18 protein-coding genes and 2 pseudogenes are annotated in these 20800 nt (G+C 45.3%); 5 read left to right on the top strand and 15 right to left on the bottom strand.

Translation table 11 applies throughout. The annotated features are described in order from the left end of the window. From CCC71_RS04830 to CCC71_RS04815, 4 genes are read right to left on the bottom strand one after another with little or no spacing between them, the layout of a single operon-like run. Complete coding sequence (locus CCC71_RS04830) at window positions 1-960, bottom strand: ABC transporter ATP-binding protein (RefSeq protein ID WP_021840842.1); 960 nt, start codon at window positions 958-960, stop codon at window positions 1-3. Next, the gene (locus CCC71_RS04825) at window positions 957-2072 is read right to left on the bottom strand and encodes an ABC transporter ATP-binding protein (RefSeq protein WP_296333127.1); all 1116 of its coding nucleotides are present in this window, start codon (window positions 2070-2072) and stop codon (window positions 957-959) included. The genes CCC71_RS04830 and CCC71_RS04825 overlap by 4 nt, the downstream gene beginning before the upstream one ends. Window positions 2073-2083: 11 nt before the next feature. Continuing rightward, window positions 2084-3001, bottom strand: a complete 918-nt coding sequence (locus tag CCC71_RS04820; protein WP_156705203.1) for an ABC transporter permease — start codon at window positions 2999-3001, stop codon at window positions 2084-2086. Further along, a complete protein-coding gene (locus tag CCC71_RS04815; RefSeq protein WP_156705223.1) occupies window positions 2998-3930 on the bottom strand; it encodes an ABC transporter permease in 933 nt (310 codons plus the stop codon). The genes CCC71_RS04820 and CCC71_RS04815 overlap by 4 nt, the downstream gene beginning before the upstream one ends. Before the next feature lie 244 nt (window positions 3931-4174). On the opposite strand from CCC71_RS04815, the gene CCC71_RS04810 reads away from it, so the two are divergent. From CCC71_RS04810 to CCC71_RS04795, 4 genes are all read left to right on the top strand, one after another. Next, complete coding sequence (locus tag CCC71_RS04810) at window positions 4175-5011, top strand: pyridoxamine kinase (RefSeq protein ID WP_021840838.1); 837 nt, start codon at window positions 4175-4177, stop codon at window positions 5009-5011. Window positions 5012-5066: 55 nt separating this feature from the next. Next, the gene (locus CCC71_RS04805) at window positions 5067-5576 is read left to right on the top strand and encodes an ECF transporter S component (RefSeq protein ID WP_021840837.1); all 510 of its coding nucleotides are present in this window, start codon (window positions 5067-5069) and stop codon (window positions 5574-5576) included. Window positions 5577-5914: 338 nt separating this feature from the next. Next, on the top strand, window positions 5915-6472 hold the full coding sequence (locus CCC71_RS04800; RefSeq protein WP_156705201.1) for a DUF805 domain-containing protein: 558 nt from the start codon (window positions 5915-5917) through the stop codon (window positions 6470-6472). A 258-nt stretch (window positions 6473-6730) separates the two neighbouring features. Further along, entirely contained in the window at window positions 6731-7843 is a 1113-nt protein-coding gene (locus CCC71_RS04795) for an IS1249 family transposase (RefSeq protein WP_296333591.1), read from the top strand. A gap of 36 nt (window positions 7844-7879) precedes the next feature. Here the strand turns inward: CCC71_RS04795 and CCC71_RS04790 are convergent. After that, a pseudogene (locus tag CCC71_RS04790) lies at window positions 7880-8290 on the bottom strand (transposase-like zinc-binding domain-containing protein); the annotation flags it as partial. Between the two features lie 199 nt (window positions 8291-8489). Between CCC71_RS04790 and CCC71_RS04785 the strand changes: the two are divergent. Next, window positions 8490-9200 (top strand): annotated as a pseudogene (locus CCC71_RS04785) (transposase); the annotation flags it as partial. A gap of 44 nt (window positions 9201-9244) precedes the next feature. Here CCC71_RS04785 and CCC71_RS04780 read toward each other — a convergent pair. The 10 genes from CCC71_RS04780 to CCC71_RS04735 form a co-directional block, all read right to left on the bottom strand. Continuing rightward, entirely contained in the window at window positions 9245-9394 is a 150-nt protein-coding gene (locus CCC71_RS04780; RefSeq protein ID WP_021841285.1) for a YvrJ family protein, read from the bottom strand. 93 nt (window positions 9395-9487) lie between these two features. Further along, the gene (locus tag CCC71_RS04775) at window positions 9488-9874 is read right to left on the bottom strand and encodes a type II toxin-antitoxin system death-on-curing family toxin (protein ID WP_021841284.1); all 387 of its coding nucleotides are present in this window, start codon (window positions 9872-9874) and stop codon (window positions 9488-9490) included. Continuing rightward, on the bottom strand, window positions 9871-10020 hold the full coding sequence (locus tag CCC71_RS04770; protein WP_021841283.1) for a hypothetical protein: 150 nt from the start codon (window positions 10018-10020) through the stop codon (window positions 9871-9873). The genes CCC71_RS04775 and CCC71_RS04770 overlap by 4 nt, the downstream gene beginning before the upstream one ends. A 66-nt stretch (window positions 10021-10086) precedes the next feature. Then, window positions 10087-11277: a hypothetical protein gene (locus CCC71_RS04765; RefSeq protein ID WP_021841282.1), complete on the bottom strand. Its 1191-nt coding sequence runs from the start codon at window positions 11275-11277 to the stop codon at window positions 10087-10089. A 231-nt stretch (window positions 11278-11508) separates the two neighbouring features. After that, complete coding sequence (gene cydD, locus CCC71_RS04760; protein WP_296333124.1) at window positions 11509-15354, bottom strand: thiol reductant ABC exporter subunit CydD; 3846 nt, start codon at window positions 15352-15354, stop codon at window positions 11509-11511. A gap of 203 nt (window positions 15355-15557) precedes the next feature. Next, window positions 15558-16184, bottom strand: a complete 627-nt coding sequence (locus CCC71_RS04755) for a PepSY domain-containing protein (protein ID WP_247239882.1) — start codon at window positions 16182-16184, stop codon at window positions 15558-15560. 155 nt (window positions 16185-16339) lie between these two features. Then, window positions 16340-17500: an AI-2E family transporter gene (locus CCC71_RS04750; protein ID WP_021841279.1), complete on the bottom strand. Its 1161-nt coding sequence runs from the start codon at window positions 17498-17500 to the stop codon at window positions 16340-16342. Window positions 17501-17528: 28 nt separating this feature from the next. Continuing rightward, entirely contained in the window at window positions 17529-18317 is a 789-nt protein-coding gene (gene hemQ / locus CCC71_RS04745; RefSeq protein WP_021841278.1) for a hydrogen peroxide-dependent heme synthase, read from the bottom strand. 95 nt (window positions 18318-18412) lie between these two features. Next, entirely contained in the window at window positions 18413-19789 is a 1377-nt protein-coding gene (hemG, locus tag CCC71_RS04740; RefSeq protein WP_021841277.1) for a protoporphyrinogen oxidase, read from the bottom strand. Then, window positions 19786-20799, bottom strand: a complete 1014-nt coding sequence (locus CCC71_RS04735) for a ferrochelatase (protein WP_021841276.1) — start codon at window positions 20797-20799, stop codon at window positions 19786-19788. Before CCC71_RS04735 ends, hemG begins: the two co-directional genes overlap by 4 nt. Between the last annotated feature and the right edge of the window lies 1 nt (window position 20800).

Raw genomic sequence — 20800 nt, 5'->3', positions numbered from 1 at the left:
CTAACGCCGCCAACAGGCTACCTTGCGCCCTTCACGCATAACGAGCGGCGGTTTGGCTTCCTTGCATTGACTTGTCACTTCCGGGCAACGCGATGCAAAAGGACAGCCTGTAATATTAGCCAGCGGGCTCGGTACTTCACCGGCCAGCACCGGTCCGATACTCATATGCGGCGCCAACGGCGCATTTAACTGAATCAAGGCCTGTGTATACGGGTGGAGCGGGTTTTCATAAACGGCCTTCGTCGGCCCTTCTTCCACCACAGCGCCCAAATACATAACCGCAATCCGCTGACTGATATAACGAACCATGTTCAAATCATGGGAAATGAATACGTAACTGATACGGCGCTCCGCCTGCAAGTGCTCCAGAAGCGACACAATTTGTACCTGAATAGACACGTCCAAGGCGGAAATCGGTTCATCGCAGATTATACACTGCGGCTCACTGATAAGGGCTCGACCGATGCCGATACGCTGACGCTGGCCGCCACTGAATTCGTGCGGATATCGTTCGCCCTGCGCCTTTGTGAGTCCCACCTGTTCCAAGACGGCATCCACTTTCGCTAATTTGTCGGCTTCACTGAGCGACACATGACCGGTAGTCCGCACCGTTAACGGTTCCAAGAGGCTTTGCCGCACCGTCATACGCGGATTCAAGGACGCATAGGGATCCTGGAACACCATTTGAATATGCTGCAATACATGTTCTTGATCGGCGGGACTCTCAATTTCACGGCCCGCCACAACAATGCGGCCCGATGTTTTCGGATAGAGGCCCATGAGCGTACGCCCGAAAGTGGATTTACCGCAGCCCGATTCCCCTACCAGGCCTAATGTTTCGCCTTCAGCCTGTGACAGCGACACACCTTCCAACGCGCGCACCAATTGACTATTTTGTTTTAAAAAACCGCGTCGAACGGTAAAATGCTTCGTTAAATCATGGGTTTCCCAAATATTCATGACTTCACCGTCCCTTCTGCGTTGGTATTATTTGTCGCCCCAAGAGGCGCCGTTGCAGTCGCCGGCTCGCCCTCAACTGATTGCCCTTCGGCATCATTCGCAGCGGCTAAGCGATTACAATAAGCATCACATTTCTCCAGTAATTCGCCCGACACCGTAGGACACGGCGTAATTTTAGCCTTAGCCAGCCAACAGCGTAAATTATTTTCCAATCGTGGCATTTCCCGGGCGCAAATTCGCATTGCTTTAGGACAACGGGGATGGAAAGAACACCCCATCGGCAAACTGTATAAATCCGGCGGCTGACCGCCGATAGCCTGCAATTTAGTCGTGGCCATAGTCGGCAGTGATTGTAAAAGGCCTTGTAAATACGGATGACGCGGATTTCCCAATAAAGCTTCCACCGTACCTTCTTCCACAATCTGACCGGCATACATAACGGCCATACGGTCACACATTTGAGCAATGACCCGCAAATTATGGGAAATAATAATAAGCCCCATGTGTTCCGTTTTTATTAACTCATTTAGAAGCAATAAAATTTGTGCCTCCGTCGTCACATCGAGGGCCGTCGTCGGCTCATCGGCCAGTAATAGGCGCGGCTTGCCCGCTAAGGCCATGGCAATGACAACACGTTGCCGCATGCCGCCACTAAGTTCATGGGGATACTGTGCTAAACGGCGGTCCGGATCGGAAATGCCTACTTTTTGGAGTAATGCTGCCGCTTCCGCCTTCACATCGCCCAAAGTTTCCCCGCTTCGTTTGGCCCGTAACTTAATAGATTCAATCAGCTGCGTGCCGACAGATAAAATAGGATTCAGCGCCGTCATAGGATCTTGAAACACCATAGCTACAGAAGAGCCACGCAAATGGCGCCATGACGCTTCACCGAAATCTTTACAATCCGTATCGGCCACTTGAAGCGCCTCGGCCTTCACCGTAGTAATATCTCGCGGCAATAAGCCCATTAAAGCCTGTACCGTAACAGACTTACCGCACCCCGATTCACCTACGATGCCCAGCACTTCCCCGGCCTCTAACTTAAGCGATACATCGCGTACAACCTCTACATCACCGGCAAAGGTATGAAAGGTTACGCGTAAATTTTCCATAGTAACTAAACTCATCGTTTCACCTCTCCTTTCGGATCCAAGGCATTACGAAGGCCGTCCCCAAAGAATGTAAAGCCAAGCATGGTAATGGCAATGGCCAAGGCCGGCGCCACCAATTGGAACGGATAGGAACGAATGGAGTTAATCCCTTCCGCCGCAAGCACCCCCCAGCTCGCCATAGGGGCACTGACACCGAGACCGATAAAGCTTAAAAAGGCTTCCGTAAAAATGGCTTCCGGAATGGCCAAGGTCATAGTAATGATGATCGGTCCCACACAGTTCGGCAACATATGACGGAATAAAATACGCGACGCCGGCACGCCCATAGAACGCGCTGCGAGCACATATTCTTCATTCTTTAGCGTCACAATGCGGCTGCGCACAATACGCGCCATAGTGAGCCAATACGCGATACCAAGGGCGATAAATATGGAGGTTAAACCCGGCGATAAGACCACCATGAGCAAAATTACATATAATAACAGCGGAATACCGTACAAAATATCTACAAAACTCATCATGAGTCTGTCTACTTTGCCGCCGAAGAAGCCCGCTACGCCGCCGTAAATAACGCCGATAGCGAGGTTAATAGCGGCTGCCACAAAACCGACAGCCAAGGAAATACGAGCGCCATACACAACGCGCACATATAAATCACGGCCCAGCGTATCGGTACCGAACCAATGCGCCGCTGACGGTGCCTGATTGGCTTCCGCCAGATTCTGATCCGCATAGGTATACGGCGATAACCACGGCCCTACGATAGCCAGTAACAACATGCATATAATAATGAACAGCCCAAAGAGAGCCAATTTATTTTCTTTTAAGCGATGCCACGCATTGGGACGCGGACGATACACCACTTCGGCGGTCACATCGGCCGTCGTGCCATGAGCACGCAACGGCAAGAAATCGTCGGTCAGCTTCATGACTCATCCTCCTCTTCCATAGTAACGCGCGGATCTACGAATGGATACAATAAATCCACCAACAGGTTAAAACCTACTACGAGAGCACTGTAGAAAATGGTAACCCCTAAAATAACCGTATAGTCGCGATTATAGATGGATGTTACGAAATACTTCCCAAGCCCCGGAATGGCGAAAATTGTTTCTACGATAAAACTACCCGTAAGCAGCGCCGCCGCCAGCGGCCCCAAATAAGTCAAAACAGGTAAGATAGCATTTCCTATGGCATGTTTCATAATAACATCCCAATTGGCTAAGCCTTTGGCCCGTGCCGTTTTAATGTACTCCTGCTGCATGACGTCGAGCATGGTGGAGCGGGTAAGTCGGGCAATAAACGCCATCGGCTGTGCCCCCAAGGTCAAAATCGGCAACACCATATAGGCCGGTCCCTTCCACAGCGCCACCGGAAAAATCGGCCACACAAAGCCCAACCAATATACCAGAAGTGCCCCGATGATAAAGGTAGGCACGGAAATTCCCAAGGTAGATCCGAAGGTTATGATATAGTCCAGCCATGTGTTCGGCTTCAACGCACTGCCGATACCGGCCGCCACGCCGCCAATTACGGCAAACACCAAGGCGCCAAGGCCCAGCTGTGCCGACACGGGGAACGACTCGCCAATAATATCATTGACGGAACGGCCCAAGTACTTATAGGACGGTCCCAAATCAAACTGCACCACATGCTTCATATAATCTGTGTACTGAACCCAAACCGGATCATTCAAATGATAGGTTGCTTCAATGGTCGCCTTAATCTGAGGCGGCAATTTCTTTTCTTCCGTAAACGGTCCGCCCGGGATGGCATGCATGAGCATAAAGGTAATCGTAATTATGGCCCACATAACAACCACGGCTCCGATGAGACGTTTAAATAAATAGGTACCCACCAATCATCACACTCCTTAGTTGATAATTTTTATATATATATTATACACGAGTCGTGGTCATTTGCGATGCAGTAATTCTCAATTTAGTACATGTGTTCTGTATACATCTTTCCATCTGTCCTATCAAAAATATAAATTCTGTATATTTACATATGACACATATTTTTTTAAAATGTTATTCATACAAACGAAATCAAACGTGCTTGCCCTTTGGTAAGCCTATTTTTAGAAAAGAGGTATGTTTATGAATCCAGTTCCGGTAGTCCTTTCCATTCAAGATATGAGCTCCATTGGTCGTTGTTCCCTTACGGTAGCCATGCCGCTCCTCAGCGCCTTCGGCTCCCAAGCGGTACCGTTCCCAACGGCTTTACTGTGCAACCACTTGGAATACCCAAACTATGAAATGGTCGACTTCTCCGAACATCTTCGTCCGTTCATGGATTGCTGGGAAAAAAACGGCATCACCTTTGATGCCATTCAGAGCGGTTTCCTCGCTTCCCCGGAACAAATCCACATCGTAATCGAAGCGATTGAACGCTTTGGCCAAGATAAACCAATCATCGTCGATCCGGCCATGGCGGATGACGGCAAATTATACTCCGTTTATAACGACACGATGGTACAGGAAATGCGCAAACTCATTGCTCATGCGGATATTATTAAACCAAATTACACGGAAGCAAGCTTCCTCTTGGGTCATAAATATGAACCGGAAACAGTGGATGAAGCTAAAATTCGTCAGCTTTGTAAAGAACTTCACGAATTAGGTCCCCGTCATGTCATCATGTCCGGTGTACCTCATCAGACAGAAGCCATCGTAGCTGTTTACGACGGCGAAACCGATGAATTACAATTGGTAAGCACCAGCCTTGTACCGGTAAAAGCTCACGGCACGGGCGACATTTTCACCGCTGTCTTAACCGGCGCTTTGATGCAGGGCTACGACACCTTAAAGAGTGCCGAAATCGCCGCCAACTTTACCACCGATGCCGTAAAATATACGCACGAAACCATCGGCTCCATGCGTGACGGCTTGTTGTTTGAACGCCTCTTGGGACGTTTGACCGCGTTAATTAAATAAATTTGAAATAAAAAATAGACAGTCACTAAAGGGACTGTCTTGGGAGGTCTTTGTTGTGAATTTAACAGTTCGAGATATTATTTATATCGGTATGCTATCCGCCATCTGTGCCTTAGCTACCACGTTTCTTATTCCATTACCCGGTGGCGGCATGGTTCACCTCGGTTCCGCTGCGCTGTTTACTATTTCAGCCCTCTTTGGCGGACTCTACGGCGGACTTGCCGGTGCCATCGGCTCAGGTCTATTCGACTTAGTCATGGGTCATTCAGCGTATACCCTGTTCTCCATCGTAATCAAGGGTATTTCCGGCCTCGTTGTAGGCTACATGATTGTCGGTTTTCGTCCTAATCCGTTAAAAGCTCGGGAAGCAACCTTTGCCCGTCTTTTGAGCGCCATGCTGGTCGGTGCCGTTTGGACAGCCCTTGGCTATTTGGTAGCTTGGGCATACGTATTGGACAGCTTTATGGTAGCCGTAGGTAATTTACCGGCTTCCTTCTTAACCAGCGGTATCGGTATCGTAGTGGCCCTCTTCCTTGTAAAAGGCCTTCGTAACATAATTCGCTAGTATGGCATACATCATTCTTATAAAAAATTAATGTTAAATTATTAACACGATGTCCTCAGAGGTAATGTCCTACACACCATTACCTCTTGGATATACATCTCATTAATCCTTTCTCTCTAAAAGGCGCAGCAGTTTCTCCCTGTTGCGTCTTTTTATGTATCCCCTTTTAACTTAATTTTAATCGTTTCCCCTTACTATTTACGGTGAAGAACTTTTCCCATTCTTTACATATTTTTTAACTTATTATTATGCAATTTGTTAAAAAAACGCCCTATATGGCGTCAAATATTTAAATATGATATAATAATGAAGTTCTATTACTAGTAAAGGAAGATTTTATGGATATTCTATTTAACATAGGCCAGGCGTTTGTAATGGGGCTTATCGCCTTTACCATTACCCGTTGGGGTTATGTCAAGCAAATAAAAATATTATATCTGCAAGGGCGCTTGAACCGATTACAATTCTTAATCGGCCTCATCGGCATGACCATCGTAGTCGGACTGTTCAACACCATGATTGCCACAATGATGGATAGTGTAGTTATCCTCATTGCCTATTGGGGTGTCCGTATATTAAGTTTTTTGGGCCACTCGGTCCTCTTGTCCTTCTATTTCGTACTCTATGCAAGGCGCTTCCAAGACTTTTCATTCCACGGCGTTATAGGTATTTTATGGTGTATATTCATCGCTTTTACCTACCCGTACTTGCCGATTAAATCTACCAGTGCCGCCTTCGCAGTACTCATTTGGATTGTAAACTTAATCCTACTCGTCATCCCCGGTTCGTCAAAACCGAACAAATACGGCTTACCGGCTATCTGGCCGCAGAAACGAGTAGCCCGCCCGCAACGAACGAGAGTGGCAAGTCCACTGAATCACGAGCAGCAACGATAAACATCAAACCCTATAATTTACTTTAGACACTAAAGAGTATTCTATTTACAGGTACTTTTGAGTTATAGGACAAAAAGTGTGTGTAAAAAGTGCTGTAAACCTAGATAGATACTGGGTTTATAGCACTTTTATCTTTTTTTGACAAAGATAAAGGGTGGACAAAAAGTGTGTGTAAAAACATGCGTGAACCCACATAACTACTGACTAAAATGGTATTATATCTTCCTAAATAAAAACATAAATAGGAGGATGATTAATATTAAACAAGTAGTTTGCCCTGATTGTGGTCGAAAATGTATAAAACACGGTATATTGAAATCCGGTTCTCAGCGATGGTTTTGTAAGCACTGTAAAGTCGCTTTCACTAACAAAATTAACACCGATAGTCATAATCTAAAGCTGTTTTTGAAATGGTTATTTAGTAAACAGATGCAGCAGGATATGCCTGGAGGCGGGCGTACATTTAGACGTAAAACCGCTAAATTTTGGTCCATATGGTGCCTTCCACCAAAGATTGAGGAAGTATATGATGTGCTTTACTTTGACGGCATATACCTAACGCGTAAGCTCTGTGTACTTATTTGTTGTAGTAAGGACCATGTGTTAGGCTGGTATGTATGTAGATATGAGAACTCTAGAGCTTGGCAAGCATTAATGGACCGTATTGCTCCTCCGCGTGTTGTTATCTCAGATGGCGGATCCGGATTTGCTAAGGCCTTGGCAAAGAGGTGGCCGACAAGTAACCATCAACGTTGTTTATTTCACGTTTTTGCGCAAGTAAGAAGGTATACAACTTCTGCACCAAAAACAATAGCCGGCAAGGCTTTATATGAACTGGCAAAGCGTTTATTTAAGATTCAATCGATAGATGATGCTTATACTTGGATTGATGGATTATTAGCTTGGAGAGAAGAATTTGATGACTTCTTACGGGAAATGACAGTCGACGAAAATGGGAATAAAAGGGCTACTCATGAACGCCTCTTAAAAGCTGAGGCAGGACTTTTACGATTAATTAGAGATGACACTCTATTTACCTACCTGACGTTTGTAGATATTACCGTACCTACAACGAACAATCGACTGGAAGGAGGCGTTAATGCGCAACTTAGGGGGATGTTACGAGATCACAGAGGGTTATCCTTAGAAAGACGATTAAAAGCGGTCTATTGGTGGTGTTACGAGCACTCACCTAGACCGCTTCCTGTTGCTGAAATATTAAAATGTATGCCTACAGATAAAACAATCGCTGCTACTTACCGTAGGATAATGCGGAATAACCGTGTGGATAATATCTTGCCGCAATGGGGGGATGCCATTGTTTGGAATGAGTTCCATATGTCCACGGAATTTCCAATTTATTGGGATTAATTTAAAAAAGCCACACACACTTTTTGTCCTATAAGCCGCAATACGGTCCATTAATGCCTGCCAAGCTCTAGAGTTCTCATATCTACAAACATACCAGCCTAACACATGGTCCTTACTACAACAAATAAGTACACAGAGCTTACGCGTTAGGTATATGCCGTCAAAGTAAAGCACATCATATACTTCCTCAATCTTTGGTGGAAGGCACCATATGGACCAAAATTTAGCGGTTTTACGTCTAAATGTACGTCCTCCTCCAGGCATATCCTGCTGCAACTGTTTACTAAATAACCACTTCAAAAACAACTTTAGATCATGACTATCGGTGTTAATTTTGTTAGTGAAAGCGACTTTACAGTGCTTACAAAACCATCGCTGAGAACCGGATTTCAATATACCGTGTTTTATACATTTTCGACCACAATCAGGGCAAACTACTTGTTTAATTTTAATCATCCTCCTATTTATGTTTTTATTTAGGAAGATATAATACCATTTTAGTCAGTAGTTATGTGGGTTCACGCATGTTTTTACACACACTTTTTGTCCACCCTTTATCTTTGTCAAAAAAAGATAAAAGTGCTATAAACCCAGTATCTATCTAGGTTTACAGCACTTTTTACACACACTTTTTGTCCTATAACTCCGTATTGCTCCTCCGCGTGTTGTTATCTCAGACGGCGGATCTGGATTTGCTAAGGCCTTAGCAAAGAGGTGGCCGACAAGTAACCATCAACGCTGCTTATTTCATGTTTTTGCACAAGTAAGAAGGTATACAACTTCTGCACCAAAAACAGTAGCCGGCAAGGCCTTATATGAACTGGCAAAGCGTTTATTTAAGATTCAATCGATAGATGATGCCTATACTTGGATTGATGGATTATTAGCTTGGAGAGAAGAGTTTGATGACTTCTTACGTGAAATGACAGTTGACGAAAATGGGAATAAAAGGGCTACTCATGAACGCCTCTTAAAAGCTGAGGCAGGACTTTTACGATTAATTAGAGATGACACTCTATTTACCTACCTGACGTTTGTAGATATTACCGTACCTACAACGAACAATCGACTGGAAGGAGGCGTTAATGCGCAACTTAGGGGGATGTTACGAGATCACAGAGGGTTATCCTTAGAAAGACGATTAAAAGCGGTCTATTGGTGGTGTTACGAGCACTCACCTAGACCGCTTCCTGTTGCTGAAATATTAAAATGTATGCCTACAGATAAAACAATCGCTGCTACTTACCGTAGGATAATGCGGAATAACCGTGTGGATAATATCTTGCCGCAATGGGGGGATGCCATTGTTTGGAATGAGTTCCATATGTCCACGGAATTTCCAATTTATTGGGATTAATTTAAAAAAGCCACACACACTTTTTGTCCTATAAGCCTATTTTTTTATTTATGGTCATAGGTTTTTAAGGTAAAAACCAATTCATTAATCGACGCACTCAGTGAATCCATTTTGTGTTCCAGACGTATCAATAAATACGCCGCAACCACCATGGGGAATCCGTAATTAGCCGTCGCTGTTAGAATTTCTTCCATAAAAACACCTCCTTATTGAAATACATTCAATTTAAAATATATCGACAAGGAGGTTCCAAATATTTTTATAATATTTCTTTATTTACATAAATATTAAGCTGAATGTTGAATGAGCCACTCTTTTAGCATGTCTACTGATACAGAATTATCAGCAACACCAATAATTAATGCCTCAGCTTCATCATCGGTATAAGTTAAATTAATTTCTTCTAACGCTAGATATATTTGCATAGAGTGAAATGCTATTCGCTTATTTCCATCAGTAAAAGCATGGTTTTTAGCTAAACCATAACAAAGTTGTGCTGCTTTATCATAAGTTGTAGGATATAAGTCTTCTCCACCAAATGTTTGAAACGGGGTATTAACCGCCGATTCCAATAAGTTTAAATAATGGATTCCCGATTTCATAACGGAAGATGCTTCTAAATCCTTATGAAACTGTATAATATCATCGATTAATAAATGTATAATCTTATTCATCTATTTTCCAATCTTTTATACAAATTTTGGTTTCGTTTAAGAATTTCTGCCGATAAAGCTTTCATTCTTTTAGCCAAATCTTCAGATGTTTTTGATGTAATAATAATTTTATCTTGATTTTCCTCTTGAATATTTCTTTTCGACATATAGAGCACCCTTTCTTTATATTTTTTAGTAAATCTTCTTATTTCAATATATCACAATTCGACGGCCTAGTGAATCAACAAAATCCATTCCAACAAGGTACATACGATATAGGCAATAATAAACTTAATTTTCTGTTTACGGTCGCGGTCTTCATCAGCGATTTTAAGACGCTGTGCCAAAAAGCGTTTATCACGAATCTGCAAGAGTAAGTCGCGAATATTCGCCTGACTTTCCGCATCGGTTTCCTTCCCGTTCCCCTTGAGCGCTACCTGTTGAATCTGAATACGGCGCTGCAATTTACGCATTTGAATCTTAATATTATTATGGACAAAGACACTTTGCCATTTTTTACGGGAATCAAAATACATGTAAATATAGCGCGGAATGTTCATGACGATAAAACTGATACACAAAATCCCCAAAGAAATAAGGAAATATGTGGAAAAGGAGAATTCAATCGTCTCCGCCGGCAAATAGTGGTGAAGGATGATAAAACTGATCCACACACCAATCGGCAATAACAACGCTGCTGCCAAGTCAATGGAACGAACCCAGCTGGTTTTCACGGGCACTTCCGGAATATTATAGGTCTCCACCTCATCGCGGAAGGCATAGTATTCCAAACGAAGTACAGACTGTTCCGAACGGGCATTAATTAAGATAACCGGTCCTTTAGCATTCGTACAGCGATTCGGCCAAGAAATTAAACGGCGAATCGGACTGTCCGGGGACAAATCAAAACGGATGATGCCTTTTTTTTCAAAACGCACCGTCGACCCGTCACCGATAATTTCAAAGGGGTTAAAGAAGGTGCCCAACAGGCTGAGGCTCCAATTGCCCAATAAATGAACAATCGTATTCATAATAAAGCCGCCCATATCGACGTCGGACATATTCAATTTTATGGAAAAACTCGAAGCATAGTCGTCAAACCAAAAATCTTCGATGGTAAATTCTATATTAATAACGGTCCCGAGGGTTGTAATAATCCCCATGTAGACCTTATTGTTATTTTCAAACTCAAAGGTAACAGAATAAAATAACCAGTGATTTCGCAATTGAGCTTTCAAAATGCGGTTAATCGCATCTTCCTCAACACTGATAATACGATGATCGTATAAATCGGTTTCGCTCGCCTCGCAAGGTTCGGCCTCAATTTGTTGCTCAGGCGTGACCGGTTTCTCTGCGATTTTCTTGCGGGTTCCTTTTGTCATCGATTCTGCCAATTCCAATAATCGCGTGACTAGACTGTTCATAACGCCTCCTATGGATTTAGCATGTTTTCAGTCCATATTATAACATAACGCACCCGATTTTAAAACTACATAGCATATCGACAGTTTTCAAAAAAGCCGATTCTATCGCCATTGAGTGCATTTAACTTGATTATTCATTCTAAAAAAATGACTGCCAAGCCCTTTCGAGCCGGCAGTCACAAATTTATCCCCCGGATATCATGGATACCCTGTCTGCTATTTTGCAAAGTGTTAAACAGTTTCCATGGATAGCTTGCGATACGCATAAAAGGCACCGCGTTTTGCCATCAATTCATCATAGGAGCCGTCTTCTACAACCTGACCGTTTTCTAAGAATAGAATTCGATCCATCTTCTCCAAACCGCCCAGATGGTGAGTAATATAGATGACTGTTTTATCCTTCATCAAGGTGTACAAGGAGTTCTGTATATCTTGGCGGACCAATTGATCGAGCCCTTCCAACGGTTCATCGAGCAACAAAATCGGACTGTTGCTGAGCCACAAACGAGCGAGTGCAATACGCTGACGCTGCCCGCCGCTCACACCGCTGCCGCCACTTCCGATAATTGTCTTAAGACCGTTTGGCAACGTATTAACCCAATCGGTTAAGGCGGCGAATTCAATAGCTTTCACCATTTCCTCAGCCGTTGCTCGCGGTTTAGCCAGGCGAATATTATCTTCCACCGATGCATGGAATAAATAGGTATCCTGCGTCAAGGCACCATAGTATTCACGAGCCTCAGCCAAAGACAGCGATTTAAGCTCCTTGGCGCCCAACGAAATCCGGCCTTCGTAATCGTAGAACCGTTCCAACATAGTAAGGAGCGTCGTTTTGCCGGAGCCGCTCGGCCCTACTACGGCTACTTTTTCACCCGGTTTGATATGAAGTGATAAATTCTCATATATATATGGCTCGCCCTCGTCATAGCGGAAGCTTACCTTATCAAAATTAATGCCCAAAGATGGCGAGCCCACTTTAACAGACTCAGCCGAAGCCACCGACTGAATCACCTCATTTTGAGCGTCCGAATCGGCACTCTCAGCCGTCACCATCGATTCCTTAACAGCCGGAGCCTGCTCCGCCAATTGAACCAATCGTTTCATGGCGGCTAAACTTTCACGACCATGATACCAGGCAATAGTCAGCGGTGCCAAGGCTTCAAAATAGGATTGCAAGGCAATGGCCACTACGGCGATGAAAATCCCTTCCTCCTGACTGCCGTTAGCAAGCGGAATCATGATGAGCGCCCCCAGCACCATCGTTAATTGGGTGAGCCCCAAGAAGAGCGTATCGCCGATATTGGTACCGCGATGAACGATATGCTGAGCCGACGTCAAATCGTTAAACTGACGATCCACCAAGGCCGTCACACGCGGTTCCTGCTTGTACGTTATGATATCCATGATGCCCGCCAAGCTTTCCACCACCGTATCCTTTATACCGCTGCGATATACGAGAGCTGCATCCGTAGCCAGCGCATTATGACGATACACAATAAACGGAATCACCACGGCCCCCAAGATAAAGACAATCGCCAATAGCCACACCAGCTGATAGCTGAACTGGGCCAAGAAGTAAAAGCCGATAATAGTTAATAAGACAGCCCCCGCAGGCGGAATAATAACACGCAAATAGAAGAATTGGAGTGTCTCGATGTCCGCCATGATGCGGCCTAAAATATCACCGGAACCGAGTCGATGCAACGCAGCCGGCATCAACGGCTCCAGCTTTTTATAAAACCATACGCGTAAACCGTAGAGTCCTTGGAAGGCCATATGATGCGATACATAGCGCTCAATATAACGGCATACGGCGCGACTGATACCGAAGAAGCGCACCCCTACAATAGAGAGGCTTAAAGCCGCCAATTCAGGGCGTAGCGCCGCCGACGTGATAAGCCAAGCCGACGTTGTCAAAAGGCCGACGTTCATGAATACCGTCAAGAAGGAGAATAATAAGCTGAGCCATAGGGAATTACGCGCAGGCCCTAATACGGCAAATAACCGACTTAGCGAATTCCATGTCGATATATTCTGCGTAGGCTCGCTGACTTCAATATGCGATGCCCCCGGTGCCGCATGGGCGGCAATCACCGGATGGACAGCTTTTTCAATATCAACATTAGGCTTAGTGTGACTATTCCCTATAGCATCGGCTGTCCCTACGGCAGTCTCTGTAGCTCCGGCTAGGGCAGTCTCTGTAGCTCCGGCTACGGCAGTCTCTGTAGCTCCGGCTAGGGCAGCCTCTGTAACTCCGGCTACAGCACTCTCTGCAGCTCCGTTATGACCCACGCCGTCGGAAGTAACATCAGCGGTGCCTCCCACGCCCGCTTTGACGAGTTCGCTGAAGTAGCCGTCAGCCGCTACCAACTCATCAAAAGATCCTCTTTCAACGATATGCCCCTGTTTTAACACCAATAAAGTATCGGCCCAACGCATAGTCTGCAAGCGATGCCCGATGAGAAGCACAATCTTATTCGCCATCAATCGTTCCAGGGCTTTTGCCAAACTCTGTTCCGTCGCCACATCAAGATGGGCCGTTACTTCGTCCAGCACGATAAGCGGTGATTGTTTAATAAAAGCACGAGCGATGGCAATACGCTGGCGTTGCCCGCCGGATAAACCGAGGCCCCCTTCACCCAGCATTGTATCAAGGCCATGAGGCAAGGAATTTACAAACGCTTCCGCTTCCGCATCACGAACGGCTGCCCATACTTCATCATCCGATACAGGCTGTCCAAAGGTAATATTCTCACGCAACGTACCACGGAATAAATGGGGTTGTTGCGGCACAAACGTCACTTGATCACGCCAAAAATCCGCCTCCATGTCAAGCAAGTTCACGCCGTCTACTACAATTTCACCCTTTGTCGGTTGCATGAGACGCAAAAGCAAATGAGCGAGTGTACTCTTGCCGGCACCACTGCCGCCGACCAGCATGGCTTTCTCGCCGCGGCGCAAAGTGAAATTAATATTTTCAACCGCATACGTGACAGCCGCTTTTTCAGATGAAACCTCGCCCTCATTGGCATTAAGTTCTTGATGCGACGTCGCGCCGTACGCATAAGACAGCTCTTTAAACTCTACCGTATTAAGCGCCGCCGCTGTAACTGTGCCGGACTCAGGTTCTTCAATAGGCAAGGCTAAGAATGTATCAATTTTGGCAAGACTTACCTGACCCGCCATACCGGTATGGAAGGCGGCCCCCAACTGACGAAGGGGAGCGTAAAACTCAGGCGCCAAAAGCAATACGAAAAATGCCGGCAAGAAAGTTTCATGGCCGTAAAGCAAGGCCATCCCCATGTACACAGCGATTAACGCCGTACTGATAGTGCTGACTAACTCAAGCACCAAGGCGGACAAAAAGGCCACGCGCAAAACGCGCAAAGTAGAATCTCTAAATTCTGCGGACAGACGGGCGATGACGTCTACCTGTTCTTCGGAACGACCGAAGAGTTTAAGCGTCACAATACCTTGGAGGACATCCAAGAAATGACCGCTCAGAAAACTCATACGCTCCCACTGTTCTTTATTCATAGCCTCCGCTTTTTTACCGATTAAAATCATAAAAAACGGAATGAGCGGGAATGTAATGAGTAAGATAATAGCAACCCACGGTGCCGCATCAATGATGGCAATGGCCATAATGAGCGGAATCATCATGGCATACAGCATCTGTGGCACATAACGGGCTATGTAGGCTTCCACGCTTTCCAGACCATCCGTCATTAAATGAACCACGTCACCGTGCCGTTCACCGGTAAAGGACCCTAAACGCAATAAATGATGCCAAATTTTTTGGCGCAAATCTTGTTTGGCCAGCTCCGCCAAACTGCCTGCCGTTTGTTCCTGGCAATACGTTGCCACCATGCGAAGCACGACGGATGCTATAAGCCAAATCACCGTAGACCAGACTTCGTCCAACGGCAAACCTTCAAAAAATGTTTTTTCGATCAACACCGCAAAGAACCATGCCTGACCGACAATGCCCAAGGTGCCTAATAAACTGAATACCCCTAATCCTATAGCCTTTCCCTTAAACCGAATTAACTCTTCACGAGCGGTTTTGACTATCACAGAAGCCTCCTAAAACAACAATAAATACAATAATATGCCGCTAATATAAAGCCGCTGCAAACGGTGATTACAAACACCATAAAGTCGATTGTAAAAATCATAACGTTGATTGCAAAAGCCATAAACGACCATCATAAAAGCCACAAGCGGTATATAAAAGAAAAATGCACATTATACAATGTGCACTTTCAGCTTTATAACTATTATTCACCCCACAAGATGAAACCGTCATCCTCTTCATCAGGGATGATTACTTTCTCAGGTAATGTTCTGGTAATAATATCACCAGACACAGCGTCGATGATTACACCCTGTTGAACTAAGCCGTCTGTTTCATCATTGTGATAAATAGTAACTTCGTATTGAACTTTGCCGTTATCAGCTTCCAATTTCCAACCTTTACTGATAGCATTGCCACCGATGTTGGCAACAGCAATGGATTCAGCTTTCTTAGGATCAATAACATTGTTAGGATTGAAGACTTTATTCGGAATGTCTTTTTCTTTTTTATCCGATTTTTCTTTAATAACATTGCCCGTAATTACGTCAACTTGGATTGTATACGTATTTTTGAGCGTATAACCGGTAACTTCATAATAGAAGCGACCGCGATCCGGTTTTAACGTAATGGAGTGAACAGCCGAATTCGGATACTTAGCCAAGAACACACCGGCTACTTGACGCATGGATAATACCATGGACTGTACGGATCCTTCCATTCTGATTGACGGATTCACATCCGCTGCTGCTACCGTTTGAGGCATAGCCACCGCTACAGCACTTACAGCCATAGCACCGGCCAATAAACCGGCAAAAGACTTCTTTTTCATACAATAACCTCCTAAAATATGCTGCTTCCCCTAATGCTATCTGAATAACTGTCAAAGTCAACATATTCCGTTCTAATAATGTAAGATTAAACCTGCATATTACTTCAATTGTCCTTTAAGTATACCATGTTTACTCAGGCATACTCAATAAAAATCTACTTATCCTCGTCTTCCACTTTTTTTACCGTCGCCTTGTAAGAAAATGCCTTATGAGCCAAACGCTGGTCCACATCTTCTTTTACCAATTTATAAACGGTAGCTGCCAACGGCACGCTCAATAAAATGCCCGGCACACCGTACAAGGTACCGCCGATGGTAATAGCGGCAAATACCCAAATGCCCGGTAAGCCTACGGAACTGCCCACGATGCGCGGATAAATGACATTGCCTTCAATCTGTTGCATAACCACGAGGACGATAATAAAAATTAACGCATCCATGGTACTCACCGATAACAACATCACGAGGCCCATAAAGCCGCCGATATACGCCCCCAAGAGCGGCACCAAAGCGGTAAGCCCGATTACACAGCCGATTGTCATGGCATAAGGAACGGATAATACGGCAAGGCCGGCCCCGACCATGACGCCCAGAATTAAAGCATCGAGGAACTGACCGATAAAGAAACTACTGAACACCTGACTGGCCGTGCGCCATACGTGAACCATGTTTTTAATATGATGGTCTTTGCCGTAAGCACGGGCCAAGCGGCCCATCTGACGGCGCAGCACTTCTTTGTCAAGCAATACATAAATGGCAAAAATTAAGCCGATAACAAAGTTAAACACCATTTCAACGGTGTCACTCATTGTTTTTACAATGTAGCGACCGCTATCCGCCCCAATTTGGCGCAACTGTTCCACCGTCTTATCCGATTGAATAGAATCCATGACACCGGACGACGAAAGATACGGCGTGTTTTCAATAAAACGACTCACCCACTCAGACGATTGCTGATACAAAGCCGGCAAGGCCTGCACAATAATGCCCAAGGAATGAACGAGTTGCGGTATCGCCATGTAGCCTACGAGGAAAATAGCCAACAATATGGTAAAAATAGCCAAGACAACACAAACCGGTCGTCTGGTACTATGCTTCCAACCGCTTTCGGCAGATGGAAAATAAATCTTCTCAAAGCGCTTCACAATAATATTGAGGACGAACGCAATGAGCACACCCCAAACCAACGGCATGACTGCATCCAGCCCAATTTTAAATGAAGTCAGTACCGAATCAAACTTAATAGTGAACAGAAATACTAAACCGCCTAAAATAATCAGGCTGATACTCGATTTATATTTCTTGAAAAAGCCCATACACTATTGCTCCCTATTAAAACAATTCTTAAGCAAACAAAGTATCCAAACGGTCTTCGTCAAGTAAAGTCCCTACCGTGAACGGACCGAACATACCGAAACGGGCACTTACTTCATCAAAACGCATTTCGTTAACGATTTTTTTGAACTGAACCGCATCATCGGACATGAGCGTAATACCCCATTCCCAATCATCGAGACCACAGGCGCCGGTAGTAAACTCTTTAATCGTTTCTTCGTATTTTTTACCGATTTGACCATGAGAACGCATCATGCGACCGCGTTCCGCTCGGTCCGTCATGTACCAGTTATCTTCTAAGTTGCGGCGTTTGCTCATTGGATAGAAGCACATATATTTTAAACGAGGAATATGTGGGTACAAACGAGCTTGAACCTTCGGATGATTAATGTCGGTTTTCATGTAGTTGCTTACTTCAATAACCGATACGAAAGAAGCAGTCGGTTCCAAAACGGCGCCGATAGCCAATTTACGAAGGGTAATTTCCTTCGCCGTAACTTCTTCCAAAGTCGGCTGCAAGAACCAAATCATGATGTCCCCTTTGCCGCCCGCTACATTGTACAACGCATAGCTGGAAGTTTCCGCTTCATGACCGGCTTCCAATTCAGCGATAAATGCTTTGAATTCAGCTAAAGCTTTAATCTGACGTTCCGTATCCCAGGACTGCCATTTTTCAAAATTAATTTTGTATGTAGCGTGAATACTGAACCAACCTTCATAGGTCAAAACCGCTTTTTCATCAACACTCATGTCGTTCTGACTCATAGCGCCGGGATGTCCCATATGCTGTTCACTCATTGTAAATTCCTCCTTTTAAAAAAATATTTATGTTCATTCACTAAATAGTATGTATTGTCATTCTGTAAATGTTATTTATCTTCATTTACACAATGTTAGTTATCTTCATTCACCAAATGTTGTACCAAATCATGAGCCTGACGCACACCATCCGGCATGCCCACGCCATCAAACGGCGTACCGATCATGTGAAGGCCGGGATACGCTTTAGCGGCGTAGTCCTTAAGGCGCGCTACCAAATCGCGATGACCCACTTTATACTGCGGCATGCTCTTATCGAGACGAGTCAGTTCAACCCATAATGGTTTGGCGCTAAATTTCATGATACGCTGAATTTCCTTAACAGCCAATTCTTTTAAAGCCTCACCATCGAATTGCTGCACCGTATTATCCCCCGGTTTGCCCATGAACACGCGCAATACGACTTTGTCCTGCGGTGTCGTCTGAGGCCACTTAGCGGTGATATAAGTGCAAGCCGTAAGCGGTGTATCCGTCTTACGGGTAATTACAAAACCGGTCCCATCCAGCGGCGCATCAAAAGTCGCGCGGTCAAAACCCATTACGGCGATGGCACAAGTAGATAAGTCCATATTCATTAATTCGCCAAAATGAGCATCATCCGCAAACCACTTTTTGTAACTCTGCGGTGGGGTGGTAATAACTACTTCTTCGTAAGGGGTCTTCACCGTACCGCCTAAGACATAACCGTCTTTTACTTTTTCAATAGACGTTACAGGCGTACTCTTATGAAGCGTTACATTGGCCGGCATTTGCGCCACCAATTCATCAATAATCGATTCCAAACCACCGGTAAGCTGACGGAATTGACCGCTCGGTTTTACATTCGTTGCGGCTCGTTGCTTGCGCGCTGCCAACATACCTTTAACCATATTGCCATGTTTGCGCTCCAAACTGTGGAATTCCGGGAATGTCGCATCGAGGCTCAACTCATAAATATCGCCGCCGTAAATCCCCGACAACAATGGCTCGATAAGTTTATCCATCATTTCATTGCCCAAGTGATATTTGAAAAAATCGCCTATGGACACATCCCCATCCGTCGGATAAGGGCTTTTGAAAATATCCTGCATAGCGCGGATTTTACCGGACCATGACAACAAAGTAGATTTGGCAAAAGGCACAAACTCTGTAGGAATCCCTACAATGGAGCCCCCCGGTATAGGGAACATACTGCCTCTGTCATAGATGAAAGCCTGACCGGTAGCATTGGTAACCAGCGTATCGCCCAGCCCCAATTCATTGATTAAATCCGTCATAGCCTGCTTACGGGCTAAATAGGAATCAGGCCCCACTTCCACTACATAACCGTCCACACGTTTCGTTTTAATTTTACCGCCGAATCGCTGTTCTTCTTCGAACACATCAATCTGCCAGTCCGGCTTAGCTCGGCCCAAATAGTAGGCCGTCGAAAGGCCCGTCAGACCACCGCCAATCACCGCTACTCGACTCATTCTGTCACCTCATCTTCTAAAGGTAAATGTCGTACCGCCTGCGCCATGGCTTTTACAAAAAGCGCATCCGTATTCGGCATCGGTACGCGCTTGTAGGCAACCCCAAGCTCATCGCAAAGAGCTCTACAAGCAATATCATTATCATATAATATTTCCAAATGGTCACATACGAACCCGATAGGTACATACACAACCGCTTTCACATTATCTCTCGCCACGACTTTGCGAGTCACCGTTGCCACATCCGGCGTCAACCAGTCACCGCGTACACCGGCACTTTGCCAAGCCATTTCATAAGTCCTAAGACCTACGGATGCAGCAATGCGCTTAGCCGTAGCTTGAACAGCTTCCGGATAGGTGTCACCCATGTGAATTACGTGGTACGGCAAACTGTGGGCCGTAAAGATTACGCCGACCTCAGCCGGATTTGTTGTTTCCGCCGGAATGGCTGTTTCAACCGAATTCGTTATGTCCGACGAATTTGATGAATCTGTCCGACGCAATAGGCCTACGGTTTCCGCCAGCGTCGTTTCCAACGCCTGATGCCAATAGGCCAGGAACTCCGGTTCTTCATTCCAGGCCGCCACTTCCCGAATTTCCATTTGATAACGAGCCGCCCGTCGTTTGGCTCGTTCAAAATAGGAAGCCGTCGCAAAGAGTGAAAAATACGGCGCCATCACAATAGCCACCGCCTTCGTGATACCCGCTTCACCCATGGCCGTCACCGCATCTTCAATAAATGGCGGCATATGCTTATGGCCGATATATAATTCATAGCTTACATCATCGCTATGCTCGTTAAGCTGCTTAGCTAATAATTCCGCTTGCCCTTCGGTTAAAGCCCCCAGGGGCGACAAACCGCCGATGGCTTCATAGCGTTTTTTCAAAACCGCTACTTCCGCCTCCGTCGGTGCATAACCGCGGCGAATGCTTGTATAATAAGGCATCAAATCGGCTTCAGCGGTTGGTGTGCCGTAATCCATCACCAATAACCCGATTCGCTCTTTCATT

It is taken from the genome of Veillonella sp. LMAG:90 (assembly GCF_008679445.1).
In the GTDB taxonomy this organism is placed as follows: Bacteria; Bacillota; Negativicutes; order Veillonellales; family Veillonellaceae; genus Veillonella_A.
The sequence above is the reverse complement of the archived record's forward strand: the minus strand, read 5'-3'. Positions and strand labels throughout refer to the sequence as shown.